The organism is uncultured Desulfovibrio sp. (genome assembly GCF_944324505.1).
In the GTDB taxonomy this organism is placed as follows: domain Bacteria; phylum Desulfobacterota; class Desulfovibrionia; order Desulfovibrionales; family Desulfovibrionaceae; genus Desulfovibrio.
The window spans coordinates 107009-119821 of the sequence record NZ_CALUWO010000006.1; the positions used below are offsets into that span (position 1 = coordinate 107009).

General features: G+C 60.0%; 10 protein-coding genes and 1 tRNA gene. 6 read left to right on the top strand and 5 right to left on the bottom strand.

Going from position 1 to position 12813, the window contains the following annotated elements; translation table 11 throughout:
* Positions 1-21 precede the first annotated feature (21 nt).
* The 3 genes from Q0J57_RS07790 to Q0J57_RS07800 are packed head-to-tail and all read right to left on the bottom strand — an operon-like array spanning position 22 to position 3024.
* Entirely contained in the window at positions 22-633 is a 612-nt protein-coding gene (locus Q0J57_RS07790) for a DUF456 domain-containing protein (RefSeq protein WP_297218973.1), read from the bottom strand.
* Between the two features lie 5 nt (positions 634-638).
* Complete coding sequence (locus tag Q0J57_RS07795; RefSeq protein ID WP_297219034.1) at positions 639-1940, bottom strand: phenylacetate--CoA ligase; 1302 nt, start codon at positions 1938-1940, stop codon at positions 639-641.
* Positions 1941-1965: 25 nt separating this feature from the next.
* On the bottom strand, positions 1966-3024 hold the full coding sequence (locus Q0J57_RS07800) for a DUF1786 domain-containing protein (protein ID WP_297218975.1): 1059 nt from the start codon (positions 3022-3024) through the stop codon (positions 1966-1968).
* 158 nt (positions 3025-3182) lie between these two features.
* Between Q0J57_RS07800 and Q0J57_RS07805 the strand changes: the two genes are divergently transcribed.
* Positions 3183-3267: transfer RNA gene (locus Q0J57_RS07805), tRNA-Leu, on the top strand.
* 455 nt (positions 3268-3722) lie between these two features.
* Here Q0J57_RS07805 and Q0J57_RS07810 read toward each other — a convergent pair.
* Both Q0J57_RS07810 and Q0J57_RS07815 read right to left on the bottom strand, forming a co-directional pair.
* Positions 3723-5381 (bottom strand): hypothetical protein, encoded by a 1659-nt coding sequence (locus tag Q0J57_RS07810; protein ID WP_297218977.1) that lies wholly within the window; start codon positions 5379-5381, stop codon positions 3723-3725.
* A gap of 165 nt (positions 5382-5546) precedes the next feature.
* On the bottom strand, positions 5547-6314 hold the full coding sequence (locus Q0J57_RS07815; RefSeq protein ID WP_297218979.1) for a type III secretion system chaperone: 768 nt from the start codon (positions 6312-6314) through the stop codon (positions 5547-5549).
* Between the two features lie 604 nt (positions 6315-6918).
* Here Q0J57_RS07815 and Q0J57_RS07820 point away from each other — a divergent pair.
* From Q0J57_RS07820 to Q0J57_RS07840, 5 genes are all read left to right on the top strand, one after another.
* Complete coding sequence (locus tag Q0J57_RS07820) at positions 6919-7944, top strand: transglutaminase family protein (protein WP_297218981.1); 1026 nt, start codon at positions 6919-6921, stop codon at positions 7942-7944.
* A gap of 190 nt (positions 7945-8134) precedes the next feature.
* Complete coding sequence (locus Q0J57_RS07825; protein WP_297218983.1) at positions 8135-8662, top strand: 4Fe-4S dicluster domain-containing protein; 528 nt, start codon at positions 8135-8137, stop codon at positions 8660-8662.
* Positions 8663-8811: 149 nt separating this feature from the next.
* Positions 8812-11676 (top strand): molybdopterin-dependent oxidoreductase, encoded by a 2865-nt coding sequence (locus Q0J57_RS07830; protein WP_297218985.1) that lies wholly within the window; start codon positions 8812-8814, stop codon positions 11674-11676.
* Positions 11673-12032, top strand: a complete 360-nt coding sequence (locus Q0J57_RS07835) for a thioredoxin family protein (protein WP_297218987.1) — start codon at positions 11673-11675, stop codon at positions 12030-12032. The genes Q0J57_RS07830 and Q0J57_RS07835 overlap by 4 nt, the downstream gene beginning before the upstream one ends.
* 2 nt (positions 12033-12034) lie before the next feature.
* Positions 12035-12721: a cytochrome c biogenesis protein CcdA gene (locus Q0J57_RS07840; RefSeq protein ID WP_297218989.1), complete on the top strand. Its 687-nt coding sequence runs from the start codon at positions 12035-12037 to the stop codon at positions 12719-12721.
* The last annotated feature ends 92 nt before the right edge of the window (positions 12722-12813 follow it).

Consider the following 12813-nt stretch of genomic DNA (forward strand, 5'->3'; position numbering starts at 1 on the left):
CCCTCCTCCGTCATCCACGGGTCAGCAGAAGAACTGCCCCAGCCACAGCACCAGCTGTTCCGGACCAGGCGGTACAGGCAGGCCGTCGGGGCGCACAGGCAGCACATCGGGGCAGATGCGTCGTGCCGTCAGGGCCACGATGGCGCCCCCCACACCGCATTTGCAGACCGTTCCCAGAAAGCGGCCCATCATGGTGCCAAAGGCTGCGTCCAGAGCGTCCTGCAGCGGACGCCCGCGCAGGAATTCCACCAGAAAGCAGCCCAGCCAGGCACCCAGCAGCGCCCCCAGCAGCGCCCCCAGGCCGAAAAAGAGCGGCGCAAGCAGGATGGCCCCGGCAAAGGCCCCGATCATACCGGCCAGGGTGCCTCCCCGTGTGGAGCCGTGCCGCCGGGCATTGATGACCTGCACCCCCATTTCCAGCGCTTCCCCCAGCAGGGCCAGACCAATGGCCATGGCCCAGAACCAGATGTCAAGATCGCCTGCCTGCGGATGCAGGAACTGCCACAGGCCCACCAGCGCCAGAATGAGCCAGTTGGCCGGCAGGCCGGGCAGATTGAGCAGCAGCAGCAGACCCAGCAGGGCCACAAAGGCATAGGCCAGACCTACGGAAAAGAGCGCAAGAAAGGCTTCCATGCCCGCTACTTCTTCTGGCGCAGGTCCTGCACGCGCACGGCCTTGCCGCCATCGGCCGAGGGCAGGCTGTTGCTCTGCACCAGTTCCACCCGCGGCGTCACGAGGATTTCGTCGCGCAGGCGGTTGGCAATGTTCTTTTGCAGGCCCTGCAGGCAGCGCATGTCTTCCACAAAATATTCATCGCGGATTTCCACCTGCACGCGCATCACATCGCCAAGGCCGTCGTTTTCCAGCACGATGAGGTAGTTCTGGCCCACCTGCGGGAAGGCCATGATGACCTGTTCGATCTGCATGGGATAGACGTTGACGCCCTTGATGATGAACATGTCGTCCGCCCGGCCCACAATGCGGTCCAGACGGCGATGCAGCCGGCCGCAGGCACACTGCCCGGGCAAAAAGCGGGTCAGGTCGCGGGTGCGGTAGCGCAGAATGGGCATCCCCTGCCGGCAGAGACAGGTCATGACCAGTTCCCCCACCTCACCTTCAGCCACATGTTCGCCGGTTTCGGGATTGATGATTTCGGGAATATAGGCATCTTCCCACACGTGCATGCCGTGCTGATTCTGGCATTCAAAGGCCACGCCGGGGCCGTTCATTTCCGACAGGCCGTAGGAATTGAAGGCCTTCATGTCAAAAAGGTCTTCGATGCGGCGGCGGAATTCTTCCGTGTACGGTTCCGCCCCCACCACGGCAATGCGCAGGGGAAACTGGCGCGGGTCTTCCCCCATGTTGCGCAGGTGCTCGCCCAGAATCAGGGCATAGGAGGGAAGAATATGGGCCACCGAGGTCTTGAAATCCCTGGCCAGCTTGATCTGACGGCGGGAATTGCCCGGCCCGGCGGGAATGGTCATGCAGCCGATGCGCTCCGCCCCGAAGTGAATGCCCAGGCCACCGGTGAACAGGCCGTAACCGGACATGTTCTGAAACACGTCCTCCTTGCGTACGCCCACGGAATACAGGCTGCGCGCCATGAGGTCCGCCCAGGAGTTGATGTCGTTCTGCGTATGGCAGATGGCCACAGGGCTGCCCGTGGTACCGCTGGAACAGTGCATGCGCACGATTTCCGACTGGGGTACGCACAGCAGGCCCGTGGGATACTGATCACGCAGGTCCTGCTTGGTGGTAAAGGGAATGCGCTTCAGGTCATCCAGGCTGGTGATGGTATCGGGGGTGACACCGGCCTCATCCAGACGGCGACGATAAAAGTCGCATTTGCGTGCCTGGGCAACCGTTGCCCGCAGGCGCACCAGCTGCGTATGCTCTATCTGGTCGCGGCTCCACAATTCCGCAGGATCAAAAACGTCCATCATCGCTACTCCTCACTCGTGCATATCAGCATTGCGCCTGACGGCGCGCCCAACCCCACAGCAGCCCCAGGCTCCCCGCCTGCATCATGTCGCCGCAAGGGTCCAGAAATTTGCCCTGCCCTGCCAGAATATCCCGCTGCGGCCCCAGCAGATAAGTGGGTTCGTAGCCTCCGGCTTCCTCGCACGGGGGCGCAAAGGCCGTGCCATGTCCCCCTGATGCCCGCACCACCTCGGCCGGAAGCCATGTCTTGCGGAACTGGTCCAGGTCCGCCAGCAGTTCCTCGCGGGTACGCATGCCCGTGTGATGCTCGTACAGCCCGCGCACGCAGCCCTGATAGACCAGGGCCGCCACCGTGTGCCCGTTGCCCACATTGACAATGGTAATGCCCTGGCGGTAGCTGCGGTCCATCACTTCCGGCTCGCTGAGCGCCCCCAGCAGCACGCTGGTGCCGGTGTCCGCCACAGGCCCGCCCGTGCGGTCCTGCAGGGCACGCAGGCGCGTCAGCGGCTGCGGCACGGTGGTCAGCAGCCAGTCTTCCGGCTTGCCGGACTGCTCCAGCAGACGTGTCCAGTGCTGCATGCGGCCGATACGGTTGCCCTGGGCGCTTTCGCCGTGGTCCTGCGCCGCCGCCAGAACCAGATGCGGCAGCGGCAGCCCGGCATGACGCAGCAGGGATGCCCAGAATTCCGGCGCATAATCCCCCAGAAACAGCGGCACATGACCGGGCGGGCACTGCTCGCTCAGGGTAACGCCCATCTTGCGCACCACCTCTTCCCTGTCATGCAGGGCGCGCGATGCCGCCAGCGTGGACGCCAGGGGCAGCCCGGCCGCCACATGTTCGCGCACGGCCTGCCCGAAGCCGCCGCCCATATTGCCGCCATACAACCAGACGGGACGACGCAGCAGGGTCAGCTCGCGAATACGCTGGGCAACCATGCGGGCAGGAGCCGGCAGCACAAAGCGCGGCCAGTTGTGGCTTTCCAGCCCGGGGCGGGCCAGCAGGGCATCCTGCGTGCCGCTGCCGATGTCCACACACAGCGTCGGACCATGCTGACGCAAAAAATCCTGTACAAAGGCTTCCATGTTTTCCTCACGTTGCATTGGTGTACCCGCAAGGCCCGACAAGCGCAAGCCCTGCTGCCGGCATGGACGTCTTCTTTGCCCGCAGCAAAAAAAAAGTGGATTCCTCACAAAAAAAAGACTTGCCAAAGGGCGCTTGTGTGTCTATAGTGCATTTCGTTGCCGAGGTGGTGGAACTGGTAGACACGCTATCTTGAGGTGGTAGTGGCGAATGCTGTGCGGGTTCGAGTCCCGCCCTCGGCACCAGTCAGAAAACAAGGGTTGTGGCAAGTAGCTGCAACCCTTTCTTTTTTTCTTGTTTCGAGCAGCGCTGCAAGCCCAGCCTGTCCCCTGTTTTCCTGCCTTGACGAATTTGGGGCAAACAGGTGGTACAAAAGGTGCCTCAAATGCCATCCGCTGCCGCTGCTTCTGCCACCGCTGCTCACCCGCACAGCATGTGTCACTTCGGCATGTCCTGATGCGCCAAGCGCCTGCTGTGTTTGCATACCCTGCGGAATGTTTGGCGTTATTGATAACAACGTTGGCAGATGGCATATGTTCCAGTCGGGGAAACAGGCAGAGACCGCATCACTTCTACATGGCCTCAGCCTCCGGCATGACGACAGACAGCCCCGGGGACGGCATTCCCGGGGCTGTCTGGTTTTCACATCGTCGCTCGCTGTATGTCACTGCATGTCAGCATTGCCACATCGGCGGCGTGACTACGATGCGCTGCTGTCAGGATGCTGCCCGTGCGCGCCGCTATCCGCATCATCAAGGATTTCTGCTACCGGATTGAACGCCACGCCACGCCGTGAGGGGCCGGATGGTGCGTCAGTGGCCTGTTCGGGGCGTGCAGCAACGTCCTCGTCAGCATCTTTTTGCGCTGCTTCCCCTGCGGGGCGCAAGTAGGCGGCCAGGGTTTCGTTTACCTCAGTCTGTACATTCTCGAGCACTTCGTTCTTCTGGAGGCGTTCCCAGAGTGCCTTCCTGAGGTCGAGCTTTTGCTCATCATTCAGGGCGTCAAAGGTACTGTCCCGTTTCAGATGCTGTACGCCAATGTCAAACGCAATCCGCCTTCCGGCATCAATGATCCGTTGCGAAAGATTTTTCCGTTCTTTGTATGCTACCGACTTGGCGCCTTCATATTCGCTAACGATTCTGTCCTTTACAGCTGTCCATGTTTCCATGTGCTGGGGGCTGCGAGAAATCATTGCCATGCTGGAGAGGATTTTTTCTTTCTCCTCATGCGGAAGCGCTTTATACAGCATGGTATCTTGGATATGCCGCGACAGATCGTCAGCGATTGTCTGCCGTTCCGCGGCAACATGATCGAGAAATTCCTGCTGGAATTGCTTCACTTCTGACAGCATGGCAGGATGCTCACGTTCTATCATCGAAAGATACGTATTCCATGTCTTTCGTGGCTGATCGCCTTCCCTGGCAAGCAAGGCAAGCGCTCTGACGAATCCGTCCCGGCAAAAGCGTACTTCAGGAAGGTCCTTGTACCCCGGCATTTTGCTCAGCTGAGGGATGACATCATAATATATGCTTCCCCGTTCCTTGGGCGACGCAACATATAATTGCTCGCCCACAGCGTCCAGATATGCCGACAGCTCCGCATCAATGTTACGAAATTCCGTGACCATGGATTGATAGGCATCAAATGCCGCTCTGCTGTTTTTTTCATACAGGTCTTTGAGCGCCGTTTTTATTCGGCTTTTTGACGCATCTGTTTCTTCTGGAAGTGCCTTGTAAAAATCCGCTGCATCAAGTTTGTGCGCAATGGTTTCAGACTGCACCGGGTCTTCGGCCTGCTCGATGATGGTCTGGAGGGCATCATCAATCTCCTGCATCAGCGTATTGTGCATCAAGGATTTCAGCTCAGCCGGGCTTTTCCTGTAGTTTGCCGCCAGGCTCATCAGATCACTCTGCCAGTGCGCAGGATCCCCCTGCACAATATCGTTCAGGTGGTCGCGCAGAGCATTTTTCTGCTCCTTTGACAGTGCTGCATACGCACTATCCTTTTTCAGGGCATTCAGTACTGATTTTCGTGCATCATCGGCACTGATATCATCCTGCCCTATTTCCTTGAGCAGCCTGCCCATGGTTTCCAGCACGGCCGCCTGCTGCCTTCTGGATGGCTCCACATGCCCGGTAAGCGCATCCGTTGCCGCTTCTCCCATGGCTGCCATGATTTTTTCAAATCGCGATGCGATTTCCGCACGCCCGCTTTGCGTGCGCATGCGAAAGGCATTGGCAATTCGTGAGCACAGGGCAGAGAGCGGATTTCGCTTCACCACCTCGCCCAGCGTGGTGAGCTTTACCTCATGCAGCCGGCTGACACCGAGGATATCCTGATATCTGTTGACGGGTGACATGCAGCACTCCCTTGTTTTCATCTGGATGTTTCAGCCCTGCCTCCTGCTGCGGGGCATCGACAGCCGCAACGGACAGCAGGGGAAGGATCAGGCGCCACGGAGATACTTCCGTTTTAGCAAGATGTGTGCCGTTCGCTCAAGGGCAGCAGGAAACAGCTGAAAATATCACACACGAATCACGTCTTTCCCCATGCACGTGGCGTCTTCAGCCGTTGCCGTGGCGTCAGGGACAGACCGGACATGCGCGACCAGACTGTCAAAACCTTCCAGCATGGCGGCAATCGCTTCAAGAAAGGTGGCCGCCTGGGCCGCAAAGGAGGCATCGTCCACACCATCAATGGGAATGCCATATTGCAAGGTAACCGCATCCCCTTCAAGGCCGAGCGTTGCGCCGTGCGTCCCCTTGAACAGGGAATTCATGCGCAGCAGTTCCGCATAGAGCGCCTCGCGCCCTGTGCCGGGGACAATGCCCACAATGCCTTGCAGCACGATGGTCCGCATGGATTCAAACAGCCCGATGTTGAATCTGAAATCGCCCACCGGGACAGAAATCACATGATCACCAGGAGCAACGATGCAGTCGATGTGAGCTTCCGAAAGAAAATGGCTGACCAGCTCGATGAATCGCTTTTGCATACACGCACCCCCCAAAAAGGTATTATGGGAAAATGTCGCCTTCCCGATGCAACGCCCGGCAGACAGCGGCGTTCTCCCCTGACAGGAGGGAGGGCCTGCCGACGGGCAGATATGGTCGCGCTGAATCCCTGCCGCACCTTTTCCGTGCTGATTGCACCGCACCGAGCAGCAAAAAACGGGGAAACGGGTCGCCCCCTCCCGCAGGGATACCCATATCGTCAGTGTACGTGAGTTATCCTGAGCTGTCATCCCCGGCAGCGTCGAGGACATGCCGCTGTTCGCGGCATATTCCGACATGTGCCACGCATCACAGGGGATGCCTTGGGAAACGCCGGGCACAGCCATGGGGTATCAGACAAACGGGAACGAAGGGGAAAAGGGGGATGTTTGCCATCTCCGCGCTGTCTCGGTGCGCGTGTGTGGCGTGCGCGTTGCGGCAATGGCCATGACCGGTCCCCATCATGGCAGGCCGCGTAAAACAACGTTTATGTATATTCAAAAATGAACAGCCCGGGACTGTGGTGAAAACATTTGGCGGGATCCACCTTGACAAAAAGTATACCATCGGATAACATGAAAATATTATTGATTTATTTTTTTGCAGAGGAACTATGTACCCACAACGCAAGGATGACGACCGGCTTTTTCGGTCCTGCATGCCCTTCACCTGACCGTCAGGTCTTGGTGAGGTGTATCCTTGCGTATGCTGATTGCTCAGCCTATCCGTTTTGCTGTTTCTGTTCCCGGCTGCTGACGTGGAACAGAATGCCGCCAGCCATGGAACAGCCGGCGGAGGTCCCATACCATACAGGTTCTCCTCACCAAGACTCGGAACGCCGTGGCGGATCGTCCGCTACGGCTATTTTTGGGTCTTCAAACATTTAACACGAGGAGAACTGCCATGCGCAAACTTTTCCTGGCCGTTGTTGCCCTGTGCTGCCTTTGCATCGGGCAGCCGGCCCTGTCCGCTGATGCGGCCCCCAAGTCCGGTGTTATCACCTACAACGTCGCCCTGAACGTGGCGCCGGAAAGCAAAACGGCCACGCTCTACCTTCCCTACCCCCTTTCCGACCGCAATCAGGACATTTCCGACGTCAAGGTGTCGGGGAATTTTGATGCGCAAGGCGTGTATCACGATCCCAAGACAGGTTCCATGTATCTGAAGGCACAGTGGAGTCGAATCACGGAAAAGCCCGTGCTGACCTTCAGTTTTCATGTGAATTCCCACTATACCAAGGGAGCAGCCCTCAAGGACGGCGGCAACGCGCTGCCTGTGGACGTAACGCCCTACCTGGCTGCCAACGACTATCTGCCCGTGGACCATCCCAAGGTCAAGGAACTGGCTGCCCAGGCCACCAGGGATCGCACGACCTATCTGGACCGCGCCCGCGGCGTGTATGAATGGACCATCGCCAATACGCATCGTGACCCTGATGTAAAGGGCTGCGGCCTGGGCCAGGCCATCCGTACCCTGACCGAGGCGAACGGTGGTGGCAAATGCGCTGACATCAGCTCCGTGTTCATCACCGTGGCCCGCGCTGCGGGCATCCCTGCCCGTGACGTATTCGGCCTGCGCACCTCGGGCAAGTCCGGCGACATCACCGGCGATTTCCACTGCTGGGCCGAATTTTACCTGCCCGGCACGGGCTGGGTCATGGTGGACCCTGCGGATGTCCGCAAGGCCATGCTGCTGGAAAAGCTGGAACTGAAGGACGCCGCAACCAGGGAACGCACGGAATTCTTCTGGAATGGCGACGCCCTGTTCCGCATTGCGCTGAATCGCGGGGAACATGGCGTGGAATTCCCCGGCATGCAGGGCGCTCCTGTGGGGTACTTCATGTATCCGTATGCTGAAGTGGATGGCGAAGCGCTGGATTACTTTGATCCCAAGGACTTCTCCTTCTCCGTGACCCTGAAGGCTGACTAGGCCAATCCGAGAAACAGGCAAGGGGCGGTCCGGGGATGGACCGCCCGCCTGCATGCAAGAGGAGAGATACGTGGAAAAGAGGGAAAACAGCGTAAAATCGCGGCGTCATTTTTTACAGGGGGGCCTGCTGGCGGCAGCAGGTGCCCTGCTGCCCCGGACGAGCTGCGCGGAAGAGGCGCCGCAGTGGGTAATGCTCATAGATCTGAACCGTTGTCTGGGCTGCCAGGCCTGCGTCATGGCCTGCAAAGCGGTGCATGATGTTCCGGGACAGTTCAGGACGCGCATCAGCGTGGGCGAAGACAGCGCACGCCGGGCCGCGACGTTTCGCCCTGTCCTGTGCAGCCAGTGCGGCGAGGCGGCCTGCATCCCGGCCTGTCCTGCCGGGGCCATGTCCCGGGGGGCTGACGGCGTGGTCCATCTTGACAAAGCGCGTTGCACCGGCTGCGGCCGTTGTGTGGAGGCCTGCCCGCAACAGGCCGTTTATCTGGACGAAAACGGCAAGGCGGACAAGTGCTGCTTCTGCCGGGAGACGGGCAACGGACAGCCCCCCTGTGTGTCGGCCTGTGCATCGCACGCTCGTCTTTTCGGTGACCTGGCCCATCCCGATGCACAGCTGACGGCATGGCTGGCCGCCGGGCCCAACGGTATTTCAGGCGGCAGCCCAGAGGACTGCCGCGTATGCTATCTCCCGCTGCGGAACGACCGGAGGAGATCGTGAACAAAATCAAGAAGGTGAAACAAGACAGACTGGGGCGCAGGTCGTTTTTGCACATGGCGGCAGCCACCGCAGCCGGTGTGATGACCGTGGGGGCAACAACGGTTCCGGCAGCTGCCACGACGGAAGAACACGCGGCAGGAGCAGGAGCCGTGCATACGACCTGCCTGGGCTGCAACGCCCGCTGCGGCATGCGCGTTTATGTGAAGGATGGCAAGGTCCGGAGCGTCTGCGGCAATCCCTATCATCCGTATGCTATGGGAGGGCATCCCATCCCCTATGACACACCGCTGGACAAGGCCCTGGAGCTGACGCCGCCCGTCTGCGCCAAAGCCCATGAGGCCGCCAATTATCTGTATAATCCCTACCGCCTGCGCAAGCCGCTGAAACGGGCAGGAGAGCGCGGCTCGGGACGGTTCGAACCCATCGAGTGGGAACAGCTCATCCGCGAAGTGGCCCAGGGCGGAAAACTGTTTGCCGCTCTGGGGGATACGCGGGACTACCCCGGCATCCGTTCGGTCCTGAGCGATGACCCCATGGATGCCAACGCACCGGAACTTGGCAGCGTGCGCAACGGCTTTATATTCATCGGCGGCCGCGACCAGTCGGGCTATCAGGATTTCACCACCCGTTTTGTCAAGGGAGCCGTAGGGTCCGTCAACCGCATCAGCCATACGGATATCTGCGGTCTGGGCTTCCGCATGGGGAACTATGCCCTGACAGAAGGCAAGGATGTGGAGCTGAAGGCGGATCCCATGGCCTGCGAGTACATGCTCATTTTCGGCGCCAATGTGTACGAGGCCCTGCAGCCCGGCATCAACCATTACGGGGCACTTCTGGCTGAACGACATGCCGCCGGACAGCTCCGCTTCGTCATCGTGGACCCGCGGGCCACCAATGCGTCAGCGCATGCAGACCGCTGGCTGCCCGTCAAGCCCGGGCAGGACGGTGCGCTGAGCATGGGCATGATCCGCGTTCTGCTGGAAGAAAAGCTGTATGACCGGGAATTTCTGGTCAGATGCCATGACAGCACGGACAAGCGCGGCTGCACCAATGCCACCTATCTGGTGATTACGGCCCCTGGCCATGCCAGGGAAGGGACGTTCCTGCGCTGGGGAGACCTGCATCCTGAAGAAAAAAACAGCGACACGGCCCGGGATTTCGTGGTGATGGGCCATGACGGCCACCCGGTTCCGGCGTCCAGCACGGAGACCGCCCATCTGGAGTATGCAGGCAGCATCACATGGGAGGGCAAGCCCCATGAGGTGTGCACGGCTTTTGCCCTCATGCGCAACCAGGTGATGGCCCACAGTCTGGAAGAATACGCGCAGCAGTGCGGCATATCCGCCACGGAAATCGCGAGCGTTGCCCGCGAATTTGCCGCGCACGGCCACAAGGCCGCCGTCTGTCAGTATCATGGTGCGGGCAACTACGTGGGCGGAACCTGGGCGGCGTATGCCGTGGCCATGCTCAATGTGCTGGTTGGCAGCGTCAACTGTCAGGGTGGCTACCTCCATGGCGGGGGCAGTGCCGGCGCCTGGAAAAAGGGCGCCTATGACCTTGCGGCCTTCAGCGGACAGCGGAAACCCGCCGGGGTACGCATTTCCCGCGAAGGCGCCGTATACGAGAAATCTTCCGAATTCCGGGCCAAGAAAGCCGCTGGACAGACCGGCTACCCCGCCAGACGTCCGTGGCTCTCGTATACCAAGGGGGGACTCTGTGTGGAGGCGCTCAACGGTATCGACCAGGGCTATCCGTATCCCTGCAAGGTGCTGTTCACCTTCTTCTTCAATCCCGTATATTCCATCCCTGGCGGCCAGCATTACATCCCCATGCTGAAGGATCCTGACAAGGTTCCCCTGCATGTCTCCATGGACATCTGCATCAATGAGTCCAACCTCTATGCAGACTACATCGTGCCCAACCTGACCTATCTGGAGGGGCAATATGCGTTCATGTCGCCCCATGCGCCTGCCTTGAAGTTCTCCACGGTGCGTGTCCCGGCGGTGGAAGCGCTGACAGGCAGAACCAAGGACGGACGCCCGTACTGCATGGAAACCTTCCTTATCGACCTGGCGGAGCAGCTGAATCTGCCCGGCTTCGGGAAGGATGCCATCGCCGGCGCGGACGGAAAGCGGTATCCCCTGCATTGTGCCGAGGACTTTTATCTGCGGGCCCTGGCCAATCTTGCCGTCAATTGCCAGCTGCCTCCGGCAGATTCCGCGGAAATGCGCCATGTGGAAACCAGCGTTCCTGCGGCACGCTACCGCCATATCCTGACAGAGGACCAATGGCGGCGTACCTGCACCCTGATCGCCCGGGGCGGCGTGTTCCGCCATGAATACGAAAGCCTGTTCAAGGACGGCATCCATACCGCGGGTCTGCCCCGCTTCGCCCTGTACAATGAAACACTGGCCCAGGCCCGCAATTCCATGACTGGCGAACGCTGCTGCGGGACCCTGAGTCTGGCATCCGCCCATGAGGCGCTGGGCCGCCATATCGACGACATGGATGCGGCGTATCCCTTCACGGCCGTCACCTACAAGATGAACGTTCATGCGCAGTCCCGTACCTCAAGCCACCGCTGGGCCCTGGAAGTCTTTCCCGAAAACTTCCTGGAGATGCACCACGATGACGCCCGGGAACTGGGCATCAGCGCGGGTGACAGGGTGCGTATCACCTCACGCAGCTGTCCGCAGGGGATCGTCATGCGTGCCCGGCCGTCGTCGCTGCTGCGGCGCGGCGTCGTGGCCATTTCCTTTCATTACGGTCACAGCCAGATGGGCGCCTCGGACCTGGAAATACAGGATGTGGAGCAGGTTCTGCTGGGCGGAAGCAGCGTTGGCAGCCACAACCGCATGAAAGGCGATCCCCGGCTGGGATCGGGGGGCAACTTCAATGAACTTGCCCGGCTGGACACCTCCCTGGGGGATACGCCCCTGGTGGATCCCGTGGGCGGCATTCCCGATTTCAGCAGTACACGGGTTCGCATCGAAAAAATCCGGGAGTCCCTATGATACGCACTGTCTGTCTTTGTCTTGCCCTGCTTGCCGTCTGCGCCACGGGGAGCATGGCTGCTGCGGAGCAGATACCCGTCCCGGGTACCGTGACGCTGCTGGACCTGGGGTCCGACTGCATCCCCTGTGACCTGCAGGATCGTATCGTGCGCCGTGTCGAGCACAGCTTTGCTGGCAGGATTGCTGTCCGCTATGTGGATGTGGAAAAATTCCCGGAGAACAAGGCGCGCTATCAGGTCGATGTCATCCCCCTGCTTATCTTCTATGACAAGGCGGGCAAGGAGCGTGCGCGACATAGCGGCTACTTGAAGGAAGGCACCATGCGCAAACTCCTGCAGCAGCTGCTGGATGAATAGCCATGCTTGAAGGATTGCTGATCGGCATCAACGACATGATGCTCGAACATTCCTGGGGAGCACTGGCAGCCTGCTTCCTCTGGGGCTGCGCGAGCACGCTTCTCAGCCCGTGCCACCTTGCGGCCATCCCCCTGCTGGTGAGTTATGTGGCCGGACAGCCCGTAACGGTCAGGCCCAGGCATGCCGCCGTGTATGCCCTGATCTTCAGCCTGGGGCTTTTTTCCGCCGTCTTTCTTGTGGGCGGGGCCTGCGCTGTCATGGGACGCATGCTGGGGGATATTCCTTCCTGGGGCTATGCCGTCGCAGGTTTCATTCTGGTGGCAAGCGGTCTGCGCAATGTTCTTGCCCGGCATTGCAACATTGCCTGGAGCTGGCTCTACCGCTGGAATTTTTCCGGCAGAACAGGCGCCTATCTGCTGGGCCTGACATACGGCATGCTCGCCGGAGTGTGTACGTTCGGCTTTCTGGCGCCCATTCTGGCGGTGATAACCATTCAGGGGCAGCTTTTACGCGGCATCCTGATGACCATTCTGTTCGGCCTGGGACACTGTCTGCCCATTGTCCTGGCAGGATGCGGCATCAGCGTTGCCGAAACCAGAGGATACAAGCGTTTCGGCTTGGCCATGAAACGCTGTGCCAATGTCTTTGTCATGCTCTTTGGCCTGTATTTCATCGCACAGGCATTTTAAGACAAAAGGATATACTGCAAACGAACCCGCCGGATTTTCCGGCGGGTTCGCTGTCCAGAACGGCAAACCGTCAACTTCACCAGTCACCTGAG